The sequence below is a fragment of the Glaciihabitans sp. dw_435 genome, from assembly GCF_018449675.1.
GTDB lineage: Bacteria > Actinomycetota > Actinomycetes > Actinomycetales > Microbacteriaceae > Glaciihabitans.
On record NZ_JAAVUZ010000002.1, the window covers coordinates 51,771 to 71,964 of the forward strand.

The window sequence follows — 20,194 nt, forward strand, 5'->3', positions numbered from 1 at the left end:
TCACGATGCATTCGACTTCTCCCGCCGCGCCTGCCGGCACCCACGCGCACAGCTCGACGTCGGTGGAGGACCATGCGGCCCTCGTCCGGGAGCTACTCGCGCCCGCCGTCGCCCGCACGACAGATCCCGACTCGTTCCAGGCCGTCGGCCTCGCGGACGCCCTCGGACGGGTGACCGCGGTCGCGGTCACCTCCCCGGTGGACCTCCCCCTCTTCAGGAACTCGCAGATGGACGGTTTCGCCGTGCACACCGCGGACCTGCATACCCTGCCGGCAACACTCCCCGTCGTCGGTGAGGTCGCGGCCCGCCCCGGGAACCCCGCCGCTCTCGTTGCAGGCACCGCCGTGCGCATTATGACGGGCGCGCCGGTTCCGGATGACGCGGACGCGATCATTCCCGTCGAGGACACCTCCGTCGCGACCTCCCTCGGGATCGAATCGGTCACCATCACGCGGGGGCGCGCGATCGGCGAATACGTGCGGGATCGCGGAAGTGACGTGAGCGCCGGCACCGAACTGTTGCCCGCGGGGCTTCGGCTCGCGCCCCGCCACCTCGCGGTGCTTGCCGCCGCCGGGATCGCCACCGTAACGGTGCGCCCCCGGCCCCGGGTCGCAGTGCTGACCACCGGTGCCGAGCTCGTCGCTCCCGGCGAGGTCGCCGGAGCGGGACAGGTGTTCGACGCCAACTCCATCGCCCTGACATCCGCCGTGCGCGCCATCGACGCCGAGGTGTCGTTCGTCGCGCGCGTTGTCGACGACCACGCGATCATGCTTGCCGCCCTGCGCGAGGCCGCGGCAGCCTCGGACATCGTGCTGACCTCTGGCGGCATCTCCAAGGGCGAGTACGAGGTCGTGCGCGAGGTCCTCGGACCGCTCGGCGCCCGCGTCGGGCACATCGCCATGCAGCCGGGCGGACCCCAGACCACCGCGGTGTTCGACGGTGTTCCAGTCATCAGTTTTCCGGGCAACCCGGTGAGCACGCAGATCTCGTTCGAGGTCTTCGTCGCGCCGATACTGCGGGAGGTCGCCGGACTTCCCGCCGCCACCCGACCGGTGCTTCGGCTCGTGCATGACATCCGGTCGGTGCCGGGCAAACGGCAGTTCCTCCGCGGACGCACCCTCGGCGATGGCCGGGTGGAGCAGGTGGCAGGACCCGGGTCCCACCTGGTTGCCGGGCTCGCGGCATCCGACGTCCTCATCGACGTACCCACAGAAACACTCGACATGAAAGCGGGCGACACCGTGGAGACCTGGCAGCTGTGACCGACGCGACATCGCCCACCGAACTCACCCACCTCGATTCCGAGGGTCGTGCCCGCATGATCGACGTCGGTGCGAAGAAGGTCACCGCCCGCACCGCGCTCGCGACCGGCCGGCTCATCACTCGCCCGGACGTGCTCGACCTCGTGCGTGCCGACGACCTGCCCAAGGCGGACGTGCTGGCCACCGCGCGCATCGCCGGCATCCTCGGTGCGAAGAAGACGAGCGAGCTCATCCCGCTGTGTCACCAGGTGCCGCTGTCGTCGGTGACGATTGACTTCGCCTTCGACGAGACCTCGATTCTCATCACCGCGACCGCTAAAACTGCCGGTCAGACCGGGGTCGAGATGGAGGCCCTCACCGCGGTCGCCATCGCGGGCCTCACCCTGCACGACATGGTCAAGGCCGTCGACCCGGGGTGCATCCTCACCGACATCCAGCTGCGGGAGAAGACCGGCGGCAAGCGTGGGCATTGGACGAGCGGGGCGGATGGCACGACCGCCGTTCCCTCTCGGCCGCGTCCGTCCACCGCCGCTGTCATCGTGGCGTCCACGAATGGGGCCGCCGGTACGCGCGAAGACACCACCGGACCGCGCATCGCGACGTGGCTTGCCGACCACGGCTACGCGGTCGACGCGGTGACGGTCGTTGCGGATGCGGACGTCGCGGACGAACTCGCCCGTGTCGTGGCATCCGCCCCTGCCGTCATCATCACGACGGGCGGAACGGGCCTCAGCCCGACCGATGTGACGCCGGAGGGCACGCGCGCGCTGTTGGACCGGGAGCTGCCCGGCGTCGCCGAGGCGATTCGGGCGAGGGGGCTGGCCGTCACGCCGACCGCTGCACTCAGTCGCGGGCTGGCCGGCACCGCCAACGGAACGGTTATCGTGAACCTTCCGGGATCGCCTGGTGGTGTTAAGGACGGCCTGTCCGTTCTCGATGGTCTGCTCGACCATCTCGTAGCGCAGATCAGCGGAGGCGGAGCCCATGAGTGACCAGGACGTGTCAGTGTTTGCGCTGGTCTCCGACCAGCCGCTCGACGAGCATCACATCGAGAGCTTTGTGCTCGCTGCGGAGGACGGTGCCGTGGTGACGTTCCGCGGCGTGATTCGTAACCATGATCATGGTGCCGCGGTGAGCTCGCTCGAGTACTCTGCACACCCGGATGCGCAGCAGTTCCTCGAGGATTGCTGCGTGACGGTCGCGGAGGAGACCGGGCTGCGCGTTGCTGCGGCCCACCGCATCGGTTCCCTCACCATCGGTGACGTCGCGCTGGTGGCGGCGGTTGCCGCTCCGCACCGCGCGGAGGCCTTCGCCGCGTGTGAGCGTCTCATCAACATCATCAAGGAGACGGTGCCGATCTGGAAACGTCAGCACCTCGCCGATGGCGCTACCGAGTGGGTGGGTCTGTAGCTCCCGCGGAGGCGCTCAGACTCAGGCAGAGGGCAGGCTCACGCCGCGGTGCTCAGGCTCACGCCGCGGTGCTCAGGCTCAGGCTGTGGCGCTCAGGCTCAGGCCGAGGTGCGGAGCCGCGCGAGGTCGTACGCGAACGCGTTGACCCGGATCGGATGTCCTTTCGGATACTCGAACCCCTGCTCTCCCCGGAACTCAAACCCAATCGACCTGCACAACGCATTCGATGCGCTGTTATCGATGCGCGGAAACGCGAGCACCAGGCTGCGATCGCCGTCGCCGTGGGCGGCGGCGTGCTGCAGGGCAAGGACTACGGCGCGCTTGGCGATGCCGCGTCCCTGAAACGGCGAGTGGATGTTCCACCCGGTCTCATACACGGGAGCACCCTCCCACTCCGTCTTCCAGTATCCGACGGCACCGACGGGATGCCCCGGGCCTCCCAACTCGATGCGAAACATCTGAGCCTCGCCGCTGGCGACGAGGCGCAGATAGCGTTCGTGCCGGGCCGCAAGTTGCTGCTGGGTTTCGGGTCCTCCGAGGAAGACCATCATCTCGGGGCTGTTGCTCCGCTCGAGGACCGCGAGGTCACCGGGGGCCCAGAGCGCCAGCGAGATGTCGGAGCCAGCGGCTGCGTCTGTCGTCATTCTGTGACGGTACATCGGCTAGGTGGCGGACGGAACGCCGGGCGGTCGTTCCGGGCCGTCGGGTAGAGATTCCGGCCGGTCGGATGGAGGTTGTGGCCCGTCCGATGGAGGTTGTGGCCCGTCCGATGGTGGCTCCGGCCAGTCAGCTGGAAGTTCGGGCCAGTCCGAAGGTGGCTCCGGCCAGTCGAGTGGAGTTTCGGGCCAGTCGAGAAGAGGTTCTAAGAGTTCCGGGAAACCGAAGGGATCGCGGGGATCGATGGGCACCGCTGAGTTGCCGTCATCGATGGGGTCGGCCTCTACAGGGTCGACATGTGGTGGCTCGACATGTGCTGGCCCGACATGTGGTGGCCGTTCGTGTGGAGACCCGTCGCCGGGTTCGACCAGTTCGGGCAGCTCGGGCAGTTCGGGCAGCTCGATCGGCCCGGCCGGCCCAAGCTCGGGCATCGTGAAGGGCATCGGACCGATAAAGCTGCTGGGTTCGGTGATGTACTTCTTGCCACTGGGTGAGGTCCACTCCAACCTGCCCCCGCCAATCTGGACGACGGTCCAGGCCGAGTAAGACTTGAAACTGTGATGGCTGCGACACAGGTGAGCGAGATTCTCGGCGTCGGTCTCCCCGCCGTCCTGCCATTCTTCGGTGTGGTCGATGTCGCACTGCTCCGCCGGAGTAGGACACCCCACCCCGCCTCGGCACGTTCCGTCCCGCAGCCGCACGAACCGGCGCAGGTCCGCCGGCACCCGGTAGGTGGTGCGCCCGAGCGACAGGATCGCTCCCGTCTCCGGATGGGTCAGGATTCGGTAGAAGGACGGCGCTCTCGCCGCTAACCTCCGGGCTGTCTCGGGGTCGATGGGGCCGTAGCCCTCCATCATGGCCGGCTCGGAACCCTCGCCCATGGCGGTCAGAACGGGAACGGCAATCAACACGGTCGGCGTCACACCCTTGTCGTACTCCGGGCTCGGAGTGCCGTTGAGTCCCAGATCGCCGAGAGCATCGGCACGCAGCTCCGGGAGAGTGCGTTGCTCGTTCGGCCCCCGAAGAGCGCGCGCAGTCTTGTCGATTCGGTTGTAGATCGGGATGACCTTCTCCGCGCTATCGGTATAGGTCAGTGTGGCCATTCCGTCGGGCCCGTTGTCGACGAAGACCGCACGCTCGCGGAGAGCCCGTTCGTGCCGCACCTCCAACGACACCGGATGGATGCGCTCCCGAATGATTTTCACCCGTTCCCGGAACCGGGGCACCGTCTTGGTGGCCGCCTCCGGTATGACCGACTGCTCAAACGCCGGCAGGCATTCATCGGGAAGGAACCAGGACTCCTTGGCAATCACCGCGGCGTGCTGGTAGCTGAGTTCTCCGCTGAACAGTGCGGTGTGGGTGTCGGGCAGGTCGTAGACGAGGGTCTCGGATTCCACGATGAGCTTCTTCGCCACTTTTTCGGAGATCAGGAGTGCGTGTGCAATCTCTGTCGCGGTTTCCCGAATGGCGGTGTTGGCGAAGTCCCACCCGTCGCGTCGGATCGCCGGAACGGTGAGGCGGTTGCGCTCGAGGGTGAGGCGCCGGATGCGATCAATGTGGGAAGCACGACGGGCCGCGAGCCCTCGCGCGAGACGCTCGTCGGTGACCATCTGATCGACCAGTGAGCCGACCTCCTGGTTGATCTCCTCGACGCGAGTCATGCGCGCGCCGTCGCCAGGGTCGCCGGACTGACCCGGCTGACCGGGCTGGCCAGGGTCGCCGGGCTCACGGGGCCCGCCGGGGTCGGAGGTGAACGTCATAGAACAATTCAACGCCGACCCAGTGGCCCGGAACGGGTGTTCGAGACATCGGTGGAGTTGGGGAGAAAATCGCGCCCTGTGGAGGAGAAGACGCCTACCCGAGTGGGAGAGCCCGAGCGGGGCGATGCCTCGGGACCCGAGAGGGAGAGCCGTGCGGGGGCGATGCGTCGTGAGCCGTGCGGGAGACGAGCCGGAAGCCTCTAACCACCGGCGAAGGGCGGGAGTACATCGACGGTGGAACCGACCGGCCGCGAGTCATCCCGACTCACCACACCATCGACGAGAAACGAACCCGACGCGAGCACCCGCGCCATGGGATCGCCGTACAGCTCGATAAGCGCGCGACGCACGTCGCCGACCGTGAGAACTGCACCGGCGAGAGAAGTGGATGCCTCGGGCAGAACCTGCTCTTCGCATCCGGCAGCCTCTGCCGCCGCCGCGAAGTACCGAACCCTAACCACCGATAGCGCCCATGCTGCGGAGGGGACGGATGAAGTCGTCCGCATTGATGTTGTGTCCGGCCTGCTTGCCCCACATGGCCGCTCTCCACCACTCGGCGATGGTGTGATCGTCGGCGCCCCCGCGCATGAGACCGCGCAGGTCCGTCTCGTCGTCACCGAAGAGGCACGACCGGATGGTGCCCTCGGCCGTGAGCCGGGTGCGGTCACAGTCGGCACAGAACGAACGGGTGACCGAAGCGATGATTCCCACGGTGCCGGGTCCGCCGTTGACGAGCCATTCCTCGGCCGGCGCGGACGGGTCTTCGCGGGTCGGCGCAGTCAGCTCGAAACGTTCACCGAGGACAGCGAGCAACTCCGCGGCATCCACCATGTTGTCCCGCGCCCATGATTCGTCGGCATCCAGCGGCATCTGCTCGATGAACCGCAGGCGGCACCCGTTCTCGAGCGACCACTCGAGCAGGTCGACGGCACCACCGAGGGTGTCGCGCATGAGCACGGCATTGATCTTGAGGGGCTTCACGCCCGCAGCCTGCGCCGCCTTGATTCCGGCGAGCACGGACGGCAGGCGATCGCGGCGCGTGAGCCGCGCGAAGTGGTCGCGGTCGACGGTGTCGAGGGAGATGTTCACGCGGTTGAGTCCAGCCGCGACGAGCGCGTCGACGCGCTTGTCGAGTCCGATGGCATTCGTGGTCATCGAGATAGAGGCGCCCTGGGCGACCTCCGCGCTGCGCGCGATGATCTCGACGAGGTCGACCCGCATGAGCGGCTCACCACCGGTGAAGCGCACATCGTGCATGCCGAGGTCGCGAACACCGATACCAACGAGGCGGGCAATTTCGGTCGCGGTGAGCAAGTTGTCCCGCGGGATGGCGGGCAGACCCTGCTCCGGCATGCAGTACGTACAGCGCAGCGAACACTTCTCGGTGATGGACACCCGGAGGTCGCGCGCGACGCGACCGAACTTGTCAATCAGCGCAGGCGTATCGGGGCGTCCCAGCGTGGATGGCATGCGTGCGGGATCCCGCCGAATACCCGGTAAGCCCAGCTCGAGACGCGTCATTCGTTAACCCTATGTGTTCATTCGTGCACGTGCTGGCCGTGGCCACGACAACGACTCAATTCTTCAGTAGGGTGTTGCCAACCGAAGGAGTTCGAATGGGAATCATCTCTCGCGGTTTTTCCGGCCGCTCCCGTGAGCACAACCCGGATCTACCCCCCGGCCAGTACCTGGCCGAAGACTTTCCGGTGCTGTCGGCGGGCCCCACCCCCGACATCGACACCGCTGACTGGAGCTTCCGCGTCCAGACCGAATCCGGCAAGCAGTACACCTGGAGCTGGGACGAAATGCAGGCCCTCGGCCTGGAAGAGATTCACACCGACATCCACTGCGTAACGCGCTGGTCGAAGCTCGGCACCTCGTGGCGCGGAATCTCGCTGGACAAGATCTTCGCCGGCATCGAAACCGAGAACGCCTACGTCATGGCGCACTCGTACGGCGGCTACACCACTAACGTCCCGTTGGAAGACCTGCTCGACGGCAAGGCCTGGATCGCCACCGAGTACGACGGCGAACCGCTCGACCCCGAACACGGCGGCCCCGCGCGACTGCTGGTTCCCCACCTGTATTTCTGGAAGAGTGCGAAATGGGTCAACGGCCTGCGCATGATGGAAACGGATGACCCGGGATTCTGGGAGCAAAACGGGTACCACCTCTACGGTGACCCCTGGCTCGAGCAGCGGTATTGGTAGATAGCTGGAAGGTGGGCGTCGTGGCATCAACTCGCACCGAGACACCTTCCGCGCGCAGCATCATGGTTGACGTTCCCGGATGGGGAGGCAACCTCGCGGGCCAGCACCTCGACCTGCGCCTGACGGCACCCGACGGCTACACCGCCGTGCGGTCCTACTCGATCGCCTCCGCCGGCCCCGGCGACCGCGTCGAGCTGGCCGTCGACAAGTTCCCCGACGGCGAAGTCTCGCCCTACCTTGTCGATGACATCCAGAAGGGCGACGAACTCGAGCTCCGCGGTCCCCTCGGCGGCTGGTTCGTCTGGAAGCCAGAACAGACCGAGTCCGTGCAACTCATCGGCGGCGGCTCGGGCGTTGTGCCCCTCATCGCGATGGTGCGCTCGCACGCGGCATCCGGCAGCACAGCCCCGTTCCGCCTGCTCTATTCGGTACGCACCCCGCAGGACGTCTTTTTCGCCGACGAACTGCGCGCCCTCGCCGAGAGTTCCCCGTACTTCGACCTCAACTTCGTCTACACGCGGGCGGTGCCGGCCAACTGGCCGTCGAAACCCGGCCGCATCTCGCGGGAGATCCTCGAAGCTTCGACGTACCCCGCGAGCATCTCCCCCGCGGTGTTCGTCTGCGGTCCCACCGGGTTCGTGGAGAGCGTCGCCAACATTCTCGTCGCGCTCGGACACGAGCCGACATCCGTGAAGACCGAGCGGTTCGGCGGCAAATGATGCCACGTCACGTCGATGGAAACGCCCTGGCCGGACCGCTGTCCGACCTGTTCGCCTTCGACGTGACATGCGCCTCCGGCCGCTGCGTTGGCTGCGGCGACGTGACGGTGCTCGCCCGCGCCATGGTCTACGAGGATGAGATGGGCTTCGTTGCCCGCTGCCACCTGTGCGACAGCATGCTGCTCACGGTGGTGCGGACCGCGGATGGCGCGTGGCTCGACCTGCAGGGCATCAGCGGCCTGCACGTGGCGCTCTAAGCCGCACGCCATCCCGGGCGCCCAGTGGCGCCCGTTCGGGTTACGCGATCGTCTTGCGTGACGGCACGAGGGTGCGGATGACCCAGCCGAATGCTCCGACGAGAACGCCGATGCCGATCGCGAAGACCGCAACTCCGTAGGAGACCACGGAGGTGAAGAGCGATGCCCGCAGGAACGACGCGTCCATGACGGTGGTGCGGATCGGGTCATCCTTTGCCAGCTCGGCGTAGGTCTTTCCCTCGGCCATGGTGAGCGCGTGGTGGTTGATGATCGTCGCCTGCGCGTAGGCGGTGAACGGCCCGTCGACCTTCGCCCCGGCGAGGAACGAGGAGTCTTCGCTGACCGTGATCTTCTCGGCGCTGAGTTGGGAGCTGACCATCACCCACACGCTGCCTCCGACGAGGATGAGCAGCAGACCACCGATGATGCCGAGGAGTCCGATGGAGCGGATGACCGTGGCCTTGCGGCCACCGAGTGCGATCGCCGGAGCGGGGGTAGCGGGGTGGGACAGTGTTGCGGTCATGGGATGGCCTTTCATTGGTGCACCGGTCGGTGCAGCTGCTCTCAGTACAGCGCTCCCCCGCGCCGCCGGGCAGAGCACAAAGTCCCGAACCTCGGCTGTTCTCCGGGCGGGACTTTGTGCCCTGTTCATAGGGAGGATTAATCAGCAAACTGGGGACATGGACACTGAGGCTTCTCTCATCGATACGCTCCCCGCCACCGGCACCCGCAAGGACCTGCTCGTGGATCCCCGCCCGACCCCGGACCTGACGACTGTCGATCGCTGGTGGCGTGCGGCGAACTACCTCTCCGTTGGCCAGATCTACCTGCTCGATAACCCGCTGCTGGAACGACCGCTCGAGGTTGCCGACATCAAGCCGCGCCTGCTCGGCCACTGGGGCACGACCCCGGCGCTCAACTTCATCTACGCGCACCTGAACCGCACGATCATCGAGCACGACCTCAGCGCCATCTACATCGCCGGCCCCGGACACGGTGGCCCCGGCATGGTGGCGAACGCCTGGCTCGACGAGACGTACTCGGAACTATTCAGCAGCATCTCTTTCGACCGCGACGGCATCCGTCGCCTGTTCCGCCAGTTCTCGTTCCCCGGTGGCATCCCATCGCACGCCTCCCCCGAAACCCCGGGGTCCATCCACGAGGGTGGCGAGCTCGGATACTCGGTGGTGCACGCCTACGGTGCAGCCCTCGATAACCCCGACCTCGTGGTCGCCTGCGTCGTCGGCGATGGTGAAGCGGAGACGGCGACCCTCGCGACGAGCTGGCACCTCAACAAGTTCCTCAGCCCCGTCTCCGACGGTGCCGTGCTGCCGATCCTCAACCTCAACGGATACAAGATCGCCAACCCCACGGTGCTTGCGCGCATCCCCGAGGAGGAGCTGCTGTCGCTGTTCCGCGGCTACGGCTACGCGCCTGTCATCGTCTCCGGTGGCTTTGACGGGGAAGACACCGCGATCATGCACGAGCGCTTCTCCACAGCGCTCGAGAAGGCCCTCGCCGACATCGCCGCCATCCAGTCGGCCGCCCGCAACGACGGCGCAACGGTTCGCCCGGCGTGGCCGATGCTCATCCTCAAGACCCCCAAGGGCTGGACGGGACCGCGTTTCGTCGACGGCCTGCCGGTGGAGAACACGTGGCGTGCCCACCAGGTTCCCCTCTCGGGCGTCCGCGACAACCCGGAACACCTCGCGCAGCTCGAGGAGTGGATGCGCAGCTACCGCCCCGAGGAACTGTTCGACGAGGCGGGACGACCCAGCGGCGAGCTGGGCGCCAACCGTCCGCTCGGCGACCGCCGGATGAGCGCCAACCCGCACGCCAACGGTGGGCTGCTCATGAAGTCGCTCGTGTTGCCTCCGCTGGAAGCACGCGCCATCGACCTCTCGGACGGCCGCGGCGTCCTCGCCGAGCCCACCCGGGTGATGGGCAAGTGGCTGCGCGACCTCATCGAGAAGAACCCCGACAACTTCCGCATCTTCGGACCCGACGAGACAGCCTCCAACCGCCTCGATGACGTGTACGAGGTCACCGACAAGGCGTGGCAGGGCGAGGTGCTGCCGACCGACGAGCACCTGGCCCACACCGGCCGCGTGATCGAGATCCTCAGCGAGAACCTCACCCAGGGACTGCTCGAGGGATACCTCCTCACCGGGCGTCACGGGGTCTTCACCTCCTACGAGGCGTTCATCCACGTGGTGGACTCGATGTTCAACCAGTACGCCAAGTGGCTGGAATCGAGCGAGAAGGTGGAATGGCGCCGCCCCGTGGCATCCTTCACCTACCTCCTCTCGTCGCACGTCTGGCGCCAGGACCACAACGGCTTCTCGCACCAGGACCCCGGCTTCCTCGACCACGTCGTCAACAAGCAGGCCTCGATCGTGCGGGTCTACCTGCCCGCCGACGCGAACCAGCTGCTGGTCACGGCCGAGCACTGCCTGGCATCCCGCAACTACGTCAACGTGATCGTCGCCGGCAAGCAGCCGACCGCGAGCCTGCTGAGCCTCGATGAGGCCCGCGCGCACGGTGCGCGCGGACTCGGCATCTGGGATTGGGCCGGCACCGAGGTCGAGGGCGAAGAGCCCGACGTCGTCGTTGCCTGCGCCGGGGACGTGCCGACGGTCGAAGCGATGGCCGCCGTGCAGATCCTCAAGAAGGAGATCCCGCAGCTGCGCGTGCGCTTCATCAACGTCGTCGACCTCATGCGCCTGCAGACCAGCACCGAGCACCCGCACGGGCTCACCGACGACGAGTTCGACGCGCTGTTCACCCGCACCAAGCCCGTGATCTTCGCGTTCCACGGCTACCCGTCGCTGGTGCACCAGCTCACGTACCGTCGCCACAACCACGCCAACATTCACGTGCGCGGCTACAAGGAGCGCGGCACCACAACGACTCCGTTCGACATGCTGATGCTCAACGATCTCGACCGGTTCCGTCTGGTCATGGACGTCATCCGCCGCGTGCCGGCCCTCGAGGTCAACTACGCACCGCTCTCGCAGCGGATGGACGACGAGCGCATCGCCCACCGCGCGTACACGCGGGCGCACGGCGAGGATAGTGCGGACGTTGCCGGCGTTCTCGGTCTCCCGTTCGAGGGTGCCGACGTGCGTGTCGACTCCACGGGCGATGACAACGCGGCCGGTGCGACCCAGTCCGCCGACGGCGATCCCGCCACGAAGGGCAAGTAACAGTGCGCGACGAACGACACGTCACGGCGGTTCAGACGAACGCGCAGGGGTACATCACCCACGTGATGAACGACGCCGAGAGCTGGTCGCCGCGGTCCGCCGTGGACGCCATCCTCGACATCGAGCTTGGCCAGTGCACCTACTACGTGAACGGTCCCGAAGGACGGACGCAGGTCGTGGATGCCCACGAGCCCCACGGCCTGTACCTGCGTGCCGACAGCGACTCGACCGATCACAACAACCTGCTGGATCTGCCCCAGGCAAGCTAGCCCGGGCACCCTGAACCCGGGCCGGGAGGATCACCTCGGGTGGTTCTCCCAGCTGCGGGACAGGTCCGTCGGGGCGTTCGCCGCTCTTGTCGACAGTTGCAGGGCGACGGCCTGGGTCCTGCGCTGCAGCCCGAGCTTGCCCAGCATTGTCGACACGTAGTTCTTCACGGTCTTTTCGGCGAGCGACAGCTTCTCGCCAATCTGGCGGTTGGTCAGGCCGTCCGCAATGTAGGCGAGCACCTCGCGCTCGCGAATGCTCAGCCCCGCGAGCAGCGGGTCACCATCGCCCTCACTCTGCAGGCGCTTCGTTACCCGTGCCACCAGCGCGGGATCCAGCAGCGACTGCCCCGAGGCGACCCGGCGGACGCTGTCGATGAGACCGCTGCCGCGCACGTCTTTGAGCACATAACCGGATGCCCCGGCGAGAACCGCCGCGTACATGGCGGCGTCATCGTCGTACGACGTCAGCATGAGGCACCGCACATCCGGCGCCGACAGGCGGACACTGCGGCACACGTCCACGCCGCTGCCGTCGGGCAGACGCACGTCGAGCAGCGCCACATCGGGCTTCGTCGCCGCGATACGGGATCGTGCCTGCGCGACGGTCCCCGCCTCGCCCACGATGACGATGTCGGGCTGCGACTGCAGCAGGTCGGCGACACCGCGGCGCACCACCTCGTGATCGTCGACGAGGAACACCCGGATGGGTTCGGTCATGCTGCGTCTCCCGTGTTGTCACGTGCGGTGCTGTCGTCTGCGGTGCTGGTGTCAGTGGTGATGTCCGCGGGCGCGCTGCCGGTCATGGGCGCCGACCATACGGCGCGGGTCTGGCCGGGACGGGAGTCGAAGGTGAACTCTCCCCCGCGCCGCGTTGCCCGTGCGGCGAGATTGCCGAGGCCGTTGCCGGTGGGACGGTCGGCGGGAATCCCTACCCCGTCATCCTCGACGGACAGGGTCACGCGACCGTCACTCACCGACAGCGCGACCGAGGTCTGATCGGCGGCGGCGTGCTTCGACACGTTGGTCAGGGTCTCCCGCACCACCGCGACAACGTCATCGGCGAGGCTCCCGGTGACGGACATGTCGATGGGGCCGGCAAACGAGATGTGCGGCGTCTGCGCGAGCCCCGGCGCGAGGTCCCGCACGACGTCGATGACACGGTTGCGCAGGGCGGGTTCGCTCTCGGTTCGCGAACTCGACAGCGCGAAGATCGCCGTACGGATCTGGGTGATCGCGGCGTCGATATTGTCGATGGATGCCTCGACCCGGTCGGCCGCGCGGCCCGGGCCGAGCGTGCCCGCAACACTCTGCAGCTGCAACCCCGTCGCATACAGGCCCTGGATGACATGATCGTGCAGGTCTTCCGCGATGCGGCCGCGGTCCTCGAGGATCATCAGCCGCTGCGCCTCTGCCCGGGACGCACGCAGCTCCTTGGCCACGCTGCCGCGGGCGGCGAAGTCCACCGCCATGTCGAGGTCGGCGTCGGTGAACCGCTCCGCGCCGACGGCACGGGTGACCACCAGCACTCCGCGTTCGCCGGTGGCGAGACGCAACGGCACGATCATGGTGGGGGCGCGGTGATCGTCCTCGGTCTCGTTGTACGGGGCGCGGGCGTGTCCGGGTGCACTCGGCTGTGGGGTGACGCGCGCCGTGTCATCCGCCCGCACAATGAATCGCACCGACTCGGCACCCGCAAGCTCGCCCACCCGGGCAGCGATGATCGATACCGGGTCGATGTCGTCGTCGGAGAGGATCGTCGCGGTGATCTCGGCGGAGGCGTCAGCCCAGGCCTGGCGGCGGCGGGTCTCCGCGTAGTTGCGCGCGTTATTGATCGCGAAGCCGGCGGACGCTGCCAGTGTGGTGACGAGTTCCTCGTCCTCGGCGGAGAAGTGGCCGTCGTGCTGGTTCGTGAGGTACAGGTTGCCGAAGATCTCGTCACGCACGCGCACGGGGACGCCGAGAAAGCTCTCCATGGGCGGGTGGTTGGCGGGAAAGCCGACCGAGCGGGACTCCCGGGCGAGGTGGTCGACGCGGATCGGGTGCGGGTCTTCGATGAGGGCGCCGAGCAGGCCGTGGCCCTCGGGAAGGTGACCGAGCCGCGCGATATCACCGTCGGACATGCCGACGTGAATGAACTGTTCGAGGTGACCGTCGGGGGCGATGACTCCCAGCGCACCGTAGCGCGCGCCGACGAGTTCGACCGCGGCCTCGACGATGCGCTGCAGCACGATTCCGAGGTCGAGTTCCTGGCTGACAGTCTGCGTCACTTTCAGGAGGGTGCGCAGCCGCGTCTCGTGCTCATCGCCCGTCACATCCACCTCCGTGCCTCGGCGCAAGCGTACGCGGATATGAGGTCACCTCGAAACGCGCGGCAACCCCAGCACCCCGACGCAGACGACGGCGACCCACCCGAGGATGCCGGCGAGGGCCAGCCGCTCCGCCAGACCCGCGACCTGCGAGAGCGAGGCAGGCTGCGAGGTCTGCACGATCCAGAGCAGGCCGATGAACCCCACGATGACGCAGACGATGGCGGCCGTAAACGTGCGCGGCCGGCGGCCGTCGCCCCGGCGGATGCCCAGCGGCGACCCGCCCATCCAGACCGTGAGCACGGCGAAGCCGGAGAGCGCCGCAATGAATCCGATGGTCGCGAGGACGATGTGGATGTCTCCGACCGCCGAGGTCGCCACGAGCATCGACATTTCCCCGGGACCGCCCGGGCGCACGACGTCTGTCGGGAACCCCGCAAGAACAGCAGAACTCACCCCTCCGATCGCGGTGAGCGTGAGACCAATGGTGCGGGTGAGCCGGGGCGGCCCCACCCGGGACAGGGCGATCACCAGGCACACGGTCAGCACGCCGCGCAGCAAAAAGTTGAGATCCATGACCCAGCCGTACGGACCCACCGCGAGGTTGCTCTCCGCCTCGGAGATCGGGCTGTAGTAGGGCGGCAGGCCCTGCAGCACCACGTCGACGAGGATGTAGATCGCCACTCCGATGAGGGTCGCCGTGGCCAGGCGGCGCCGGAGCCGGTCGGGATCGCTGGCGGGCGAGGCGGGGCGCAGGGTCATCCGCCCAGCCTCGCACAGCCAGCGTGGAGGGCTTAAATCGTCAGAAGGTGACTGGAGATATGTGCCTGCGCGCCAGCGACCGGACAGCCCCCGAGAACGCGAAAAGGAGGGCCGGCCTTGTGGGCCGACCCTCCCGGATCGTGGAGGCGACTGACTAGCGCGCGGCGGAGCCGTCCGTGTAGTCCTCGTCGACCTGCTTCCAGGCGAACAGGGCGCGAAGCTCCTTGCCCGTCGCCTCGATCGGGTGCGCTGCACCCTTGGCACGGAGCGCGAGGAACTCGGGAGCTCCGGCGTCCTGGTCGTCGATGAAACGCTTGGCGAACGCGCCGGACTGAATGTCGTCGAGGACGGCCTTCATGTTGTCCTTCACGTGCGGGTCGATGACGCGCGGGCCGGACACGTAGTCGCCGTACTCGGCGGTGTCGGAGACGCTCCAGCGCTGCTTGGCGATGCCACCCTCCCACATGAGGTCAACGATGAGCTTCAGCTCGTGAAGAACCTCGAAGTAGGCGATCTGCGGCTGGTAGCCGGCTTCGGTCAGGGTCTCGAAGCCGTACTGCACGAGCTGCGAAACGCCACCACAGAGCACTGCCTGCTCACCGAACAGGTCGGTTTCGGTCTCTTCGGTGAAGGTGGTCTTGATGCCACCGGCACGCAGTCCGCCGATGCCCTTGGCGTAGCTCCACGCCAGCGCCCAGGCGGAGCCGGTTGCGTCTTCCTCAACGGCGACGATGACGGGAACGCCACGGCCGGCCTCGAACTCGCGACGCACGGTGTGACCCGGTCCCTTGGGGGCGACCATGATGACATCGACGCCCTCGGGAGCCTCGATGTAGCCGAAGCGGATGTTGAATCCGTGGCCGAAGAGGATCGTCTTGCCCTCGGCCAGGTTCGGCTGGATGTCGTCCTTGTAGATGTGACGCTGGTACTGGTCCGGCGCCAGGATGACGATGACGTCGCCCCACGCGGATGCCTCGGCAGCGGTCAGAACGGTGAAGCCAGCTTCTTCGGCCTTCGCACGCGACTTCGAGTCGGGCTTCAGGCCGATGACGACCTCAACGCCGGAGTCGCGCAGGTTCAGCGCGTGGGCGTGACCCTGCGAGCCGTACCCAATGACGGCTACCTTCTTGGCCTGGATGAGAGACAGGTCGGCGTCTTTGTCGTAGAAGATTTCGGTCACTTCGTGGTTCTCCTTGTTTCGTTGGATTGCGTAAATACGGGGATGAAGTTCATCAGTTCTTGAAGACGCGTTCCGTGATGCTCTTGGAACCGCGGCCGATGGCGAGGAGCCCGCTCTGCGCGATCTCCTTGATGCCGTAGGGCTCGAGCACGCGCAACAGCGCCTGCACCTTTCCGCTGTCACCGGTCGCCTCGATCACGAGGGCGTCGGTGGCGACGTCCACCACGTGGGCGCGGAACAGGTTGACGGCCTCAAGAATCTGCGACCGCGTGCTGTTGTCCACGCGCACCTTGATGAGCAGGTGCTCACGGGTGACGGACTGTGCAGGCTCAAGCTCGACGATCTTGATGACGTTGATGAGCTTGTTGAGCTGCTTGGTGACCTGCTCCAGCGGCAGTTCCTCGACATCGACCACGACGGTGATGCGGGAGAGCCCCTCGATCTCACTCTTACCCACGGCGAGAGATTCGATGTTGAAGCCGCGGCGGGCGAACAGCCCCGCGACGCGAGTCAGCAGGCCGGGTTTGTCCTCGACGAGGAGGGAGAGTACGTGACTCATGGGGTTACTCCTCTTCCCACTCGGGGGCGTGTTCCTTGGCGTACTGCACGGCGGAGTTGCTGACGCCCTGCGGCACCATCGGCCACACCATGGCGTCACGGCTCACGATGAAGTCGATAACGACGGGGCGGTCGTTGGTGTCGAGAGCCAGCTGGATGGCAGCGTCGATATCCTCGGCGCGGGTCACCCGGATACCGAGGGCACCGTAGGCGTCGGCCATCTTGACGAAGTCCGGCACCATTCGCGTGACCTCGTCACCGCTGATGTGGCCGGTGTTGAGGTCGGTGAAGGAATGACGTCCGTCGTAGAACAGCGACTGCCACTGGCGCACCATACCGAGCGACGAGTTGTTGATGATCGCGACCTTGATCGGGATGTTGTTGATGGTGCAGGTGGCCAACTCCTGGTTGGTCATCTGGAAGCATCCGTCACCGTCGATCGCCCAGACCACGCGGTCGGGGTTGGCGACCTTTGCACCCATTGCTGCCGGTACGCCGTATCCCATGGTTCCGGCGCCGCCCGAGTTCAGCCACGAGTTCGGACGCTCGTACTTGATGAACTGCGCTGCCCACATCTGGTGCTGGCCGACACCGGCGGCGTACACGCCCTCCGGCCCGGTCATCTGCCCAATGCGCTCGATGACCATCTGCGGCGACAACAGTCCGTCGTCGGGCAGGTCGTAGCCGAGCGGGTACTGCTCGCGCAGCCCATTCAGACGTGTCCACCACTCGGCGAGGTCGGGCGTTGCTGTCTTGATCGCCTCGGTGTACGCGACGATCAGGTCCGCGATGACGTCCTTCGCGTCGCCGACGATCGGCACATCGGCGAAACGGATCTTGGAGATCTCGGCCGGGTCGATGTCGACGTGGACCACCTTGGCGCCGGGCGCGAAGTCACTCGCCTTGCCCGTCACGCGGTCGTCGAAGCGAGCACCCAGCGAGATGAGCAGGTCGCTCTCCTGGAGGGCGAGCACCGCCGGCACAGTGCCGTGCATTCCGGGCATGCCCAGGTGCTGGTCGTGCGAGTCCGGGAACGCACCGCGCGCCATGAGCGTGGTCACCACCGGGGCACCCGTGAGCTCGGCGAGGGCAAGCAGGACCTCGGATGCCTGGGCGCGGATGACCCCGCCGCCGACGTACAGCACGGGACGCTTGGCCTCGGCGAGCAGCTGGGCCGCTGCCTGGATCTGCTTTCCGTGAGCCTTGGTCACCGGGCGGTAGCCGGGCAGGTCGATCTTGGGCGGCCAGATGAACGGCGCGGAGTTCTGTTGCGCGTCCTTGGTGATGTCCACGAGCACCGGGCCGGGACGGCCCGTCGTGGCGATCTGGTAGGCGGCCGCGAGCGTCGCGGGCACATCTTCCGGACGCGTGACGAGGAACGAGTGCTTGGTGATCGGCATCGTGATTCCCACGATGTCGACCTCCTGGAACGCATCGGTACCCATGAACGTCGAGAACACCTGGCCGGTGATGGCCAGCAGCGGCACCGAGTCCATGTGGGCGTCCGCGATCGCCGTCACGAGGTTGGTCGCGCCGGGACCCGACGTCGCGATGGCGACGCCGACACGGTTGGACGAGGACGCGTAGCCCTCTGCCGCGTGGCCCGCGCCCTGCTCGTGACGGACAAGGATGTGACGAATGGCCGTCGAGACCATCAATTCGTCGTAGAAGGGGATGATGGCGCCACCGGGCAGCCCGAACACATCGGTGATTCCGAGGTGCTCGAGAGTCCGGAGGATGGCGCCAGAACCGGTGAGAATCTCCGGCTCGTGCGTCACTGGAGCCTTGGGCAGGCGTGCCGATGCGGTAGGCACGGGAACGTGTTCCGTGGTCATGGGGAAATCAGTTCTTTCTGATGGATGTCTCGAGCACGAAGCTATCCGGTGACTGCGCCCTCGGCGGCCGAGTGCACAAGCTTGGAGTACTTCGCGAGGACGCCACGGGTGTAGCGAGGAGGAAGGGGAGCCCAGCCAATTCGGCGAGCTTCCAGCTCTGCTGGATCGACCAGTAGGTCAAGCGAGCGAGCTGCGATATCGACCCGTATGAGATCACCATCGCGCACGAAGGCAATCGGACCTGCGTCGACTGCTTCGGGAGCTATGTGGCCGATGCAGAGGCCGGTTGTGCCGCCTGAGAATCGTCCGTCCGTCAACAGTAGTACATCTTTACCGAGGCCTGCGCCCTTGATGGCGGCCGTAATGGCCAGCATCTCGCGCATGCCGGGTCCGCCCTTGGGACCCTCGTAGCGAATGACCACCACCTCACCGGCGTTGATCGATCCCTCGGTGAGTGCATCCAGTGCTTCGCGCTCACGCTCGAAGACCCGGGCGGGTCCCTCGAAGATGTCGGCGTCGAATCCGGCGGTCTTGACGACGGCGCCCTCGGGAGCCATCGAGCCGCGCAGCACGGTGAGTCCGCCGGTCGCGTGGATCGGGTTGTCGAGGGTGCGCAGCACTTTGCCGTCGAGCGCCTCGATCTCCATGTCGGCGAGGTTCTCGGCGAGCGTCTTGCCGGTCACGGTGAGCGCGTCTCCGTGCATGAGTCCGGCGTCGAGCAGTGCCTTCATCAGCACGGGGATTCCGCCGTGACGGTCGACATCGTTCATCACGTACTTGCCGAAGGGCTTGAGGTCCCCGAGGTGGGGAACCGTGTCACCGATGCGGTTGAAGTCATCAAGCGTCAGCTCGACCTCGGCCTCGTAGGCGATGGCCAGCAGGTGGAGGATCACGTTGGTCGATCCGCCGAGAGCCATGGCGACGGCGATTGCGTTTTCGAAGGCGTCCTTGGTCAGGATGTCCCGTGCGGTGATGCCAAGACGGAGCAGGTTGACCACTGCCTCGCCCGAGCGGTGCGCGTAGTAGTCACGACGTCGGTCGGCGGACGCGGGCGACGCGGATCCGGGAAGGCTGAGGCCGAGGGCCTCGGCCACGGCGGCCATTGTGTTCGCGGTGTACATGCCTCCGCAGGCACCCTCGCCGGGAGCGAATGCGCACTCGATTCGCTTGGCGTCGGCCTCGGACATCCGCCCGGCCTTCACCGCGCCGACAGCCTCGAAGGAGTCAATGATCGTGATGTCCTTCTCGGTCCCATCGCTGAGCTTGACCCAGCCCGGAGCGATCGAGCCCGCGTAGAGGAACACCGACGACAGGTTGAGGCGGGCGGCAGCCATCAGCATGCCGGGGATCGACTTGTCGCAGCCGGCGAGCAGCACGGAGCCGTCGAGGCGCTCTGCCTGCATAACGACCTCGACGGAGTCGGCGATGACCTCACGGCTGACCAGGGAGAAGTGCATTCCCTCGTGGCCCATCGAGATTCCGTCGGAGACAGAGACGGTGCCGAACTGCAGGGGGTATCCGCCACCGCCGTGGACGCCTTCTTTGGCGGCCTGCGCGAGACGGGCAAGGGAGAGGTTGCAGGGGGTGATCTCATTCCAGGAGCTCGCAATACCAATCTGCGGCTTGTCCCAGTCAGCATCGCCCATACCTACCGCACGAAGCATTCCGCGGGAGGTAAGTGCTTCGATTCCGTCGGTGACGGTGCGAGAGCGTGGCTTGATATCGGGTGTAGGCAGGGATGTGTCCGGCATGTTTCAAAGTCTAGGACTTTTGGCTGCGCCGGAATGCCGTGGGCCCGTGCCG

20 protein-coding genes are annotated in these 20,194 nt (G+C 66.7%); 8 read left to right on the plus strand and 12 right to left on the minus strand.

What is annotated here, in order from left to right; translation table 11 throughout:
* The first annotated feature begins 5 nt into the window (after positions 1-5).
* The 3 genes from glp to HB677_RS03115 are packed head-to-tail and all read left to right on the plus strand — an operon-like array spanning position 6 to position 2,672.
* Complete coding sequence (glp, locus tag HB677_RS03105; protein ID WP_213814214.1) at positions 6-1,262, plus strand: gephyrin-like molybdotransferase Glp; 1,257 nt, start codon at positions 6-8, stop codon at positions 1,260-1,262.
* The gene (gene moaCB / locus HB677_RS03110) at positions 1,259-2,254 is read left to right on the plus strand and encodes a bifunctional molybdenum cofactor biosynthesis protein MoaC/MoaB (RefSeq protein WP_307852461.1); all 996 of its coding nucleotides are present in this window, start codon (positions 1,259-1,261) and stop codon (positions 2,252-2,254) included. The genes glp and moaCB overlap by 4 nt, the downstream gene beginning before the upstream one ends.
* The gene (locus HB677_RS03115; RefSeq protein WP_213814215.1) at positions 2,247-2,672 is read left to right on the plus strand and encodes a molybdenum cofactor biosynthesis protein MoaE; all 426 of its coding nucleotides are present in this window, start codon (positions 2,247-2,249) and stop codon (positions 2,670-2,672) included. Before moaCB ends, HB677_RS03115 begins: the two co-directional genes overlap by 8 nt.
* Before the next feature lie 98 nt (positions 2,673-2,770).
* On the opposite strand, the gene HB677_RS03120 is transcribed toward HB677_RS03115, so the two are convergent.
* From HB677_RS03120 to moaA, 4 genes are all read right to left on the minus strand, one after another.
* Positions 2,771-3,316 carry a GNAT family N-acetyltransferase gene (locus HB677_RS03120; protein WP_213814216.1) on the minus strand — a complete coding sequence of 182 codons (546 nt, stop codon included), beginning with the start codon at positions 3,314-3,316 and terminating at the stop codon, positions 2,771-2,773.
* A gap of 18 nt (positions 3,317-3,334) precedes the next feature.
* Entirely contained in the window at positions 3,335-5,089 is a 1,755-nt protein-coding gene (locus HB677_RS03125; protein WP_213814217.1) for an HNH endonuclease signature motif containing protein, read from the minus strand.
* Between the two features lie 200 nt (positions 5,090-5,289).
* Positions 5,290-5,550: a MoaD/ThiS family protein gene (locus tag HB677_RS03130; protein WP_307852462.1), complete on the minus strand. Its 261-nt coding sequence runs from the start codon at positions 5,548-5,550 to the stop codon at positions 5,290-5,292.
* Positions 5,543-6,610: a GTP 3',8-cyclase MoaA gene (moaA, locus tag HB677_RS03135; protein WP_213814219.1), complete on the minus strand. Its 1,068-nt coding sequence runs from the start codon at positions 6,608-6,610 to the stop codon at positions 5,543-5,545. Before moaA ends, HB677_RS03130 begins: the two co-directional genes overlap by 8 nt.
* A gap of 95 nt (positions 6,611-6,705) precedes the next feature.
* On the opposite strand from moaA, the gene HB677_RS03140 reads away from it, so the two are divergent.
* Genes HB677_RS03140 through HB677_RS03150 form a run of 3 tightly spaced genes read left to right on the plus strand, consistent with a single transcriptional unit; the run spans position 6,706 to position 8,275 of the window.
* Positions 6,706-7,299, plus strand: coding sequence for a sulfite oxidase-like oxidoreductase (locus HB677_RS03140; RefSeq protein ID WP_213814220.1), 594 nt, complete (start codon positions 6,706-6,708; stop codon positions 7,297-7,299).
* Between the two features lie 20 nt (positions 7,300-7,319).
* Positions 7,320-8,018 (plus strand): ferredoxin reductase, encoded by a 699-nt coding sequence (locus tag HB677_RS03145; RefSeq protein ID WP_307852463.1) that lies wholly within the window; start codon positions 7,320-7,322, stop codon positions 8,016-8,018.
* A complete protein-coding gene (locus HB677_RS03150; RefSeq protein WP_255546146.1) occupies positions 8,015-8,275 on the plus strand; it encodes a DUF6510 family protein in 261 nt (86 codons plus the stop codon). The genes HB677_RS03145 and HB677_RS03150 overlap by 4 nt, the downstream gene beginning before the upstream one ends.
* A 40-nt stretch (positions 8,276-8,315) precedes the next feature.
* On the opposite strand, the gene HB677_RS03155 is transcribed toward HB677_RS03150, so the two are convergent.
* Complete coding sequence (locus HB677_RS03155; RefSeq protein WP_255546147.1) at positions 8,316-8,798, minus strand: aromatic ring-opening dioxygenase LigA; 483 nt, start codon at positions 8,796-8,798, stop codon at positions 8,316-8,318.
* Positions 8,799-8,955: 157 nt separating this feature from the next.
* Here HB677_RS03155 and HB677_RS03160 point away from each other — a divergent pair, with 157 nt between their 5' ends.
* Positions 8,956-11,481: a phosphoketolase gene (locus tag HB677_RS03160; RefSeq protein WP_213814221.1), complete on the plus strand. Its 2,526-nt coding sequence runs from the start codon at positions 8,956-8,958 to the stop codon at positions 11,479-11,481.
* A gap of 2 nt (positions 11,482-11,483) precedes the next feature.
* On the plus strand, positions 11,484-11,750 hold the full coding sequence (locus HB677_RS03165) for a DUF3892 domain-containing protein (protein WP_213814222.1): 267 nt from the start codon (positions 11,484-11,486) through the stop codon (positions 11,748-11,750).
* Between the two features lie 30 nt (positions 11,751-11,780).
* Here HB677_RS03165 and HB677_RS03170 read toward each other — a convergent pair whose 3' ends face one another.
* The 7 genes from HB677_RS03170 to ilvD form a co-directional block, all read right to left on the minus strand.
* Positions 11,781-12,467 carry a response regulator transcription factor gene (locus HB677_RS03170; RefSeq protein ID WP_213814223.1) on the minus strand — a complete coding sequence of 229 codons (687 nt, stop codon included), beginning with the start codon at positions 12,465-12,467 and terminating at the stop codon, positions 11,781-11,783.
* Positions 12,464-14,062, minus strand: coding sequence for a GAF domain-containing sensor histidine kinase (locus tag HB677_RS03175; RefSeq protein ID WP_213814224.1), 1,599 nt, complete (start codon positions 14,060-14,062; stop codon positions 12,464-12,466). The genes HB677_RS03170 and HB677_RS03175 overlap by 4 nt, the downstream gene beginning before the upstream one ends.
* 42 nt (positions 14,063-14,104) lie before the next feature.
* Complete coding sequence (locus tag HB677_RS03180) at positions 14,105-14,818, minus strand: DUF998 domain-containing protein (RefSeq protein ID WP_213814225.1); 714 nt, start codon at positions 14,816-14,818, stop codon at positions 14,105-14,107.
* Between the two features lie 154 nt (positions 14,819-14,972).
* Positions 14,973-15,998 (minus strand): ketol-acid reductoisomerase, encoded by a 1,026-nt coding sequence (ilvC, locus tag HB677_RS03185; RefSeq protein ID WP_213814226.1) that lies wholly within the window; start codon positions 15,996-15,998, stop codon positions 14,973-14,975.
* A gap of 52 nt (positions 15,999-16,050) precedes the next feature.
* Positions 16,051-16,557 carry an acetolactate synthase small subunit gene (gene ilvN, locus HB677_RS03190; protein WP_213814227.1) on the minus strand — a complete coding sequence of 169 codons (507 nt, stop codon included), beginning with the start codon at positions 16,555-16,557 and terminating at the stop codon, positions 16,051-16,053.
* A gap of 4 nt (positions 16,558-16,561) precedes the next feature.
* Positions 16,562-18,391, minus strand: coding sequence for an acetolactate synthase large subunit (locus tag HB677_RS03195; protein ID WP_213814228.1), 1,830 nt, complete (start codon positions 18,389-18,391; stop codon positions 16,562-16,564).
* Between the two features lie 41 nt (positions 18,392-18,432).
* Complete coding sequence (gene ilvD / locus HB677_RS03200) at positions 18,433-20,142, minus strand: dihydroxy-acid dehydratase (protein ID WP_213814229.1); 1,710 nt, start codon at positions 20,140-20,142, stop codon at positions 18,433-18,435.
* Positions 20,143-20,194 lie beyond the last annotated feature (52 nt).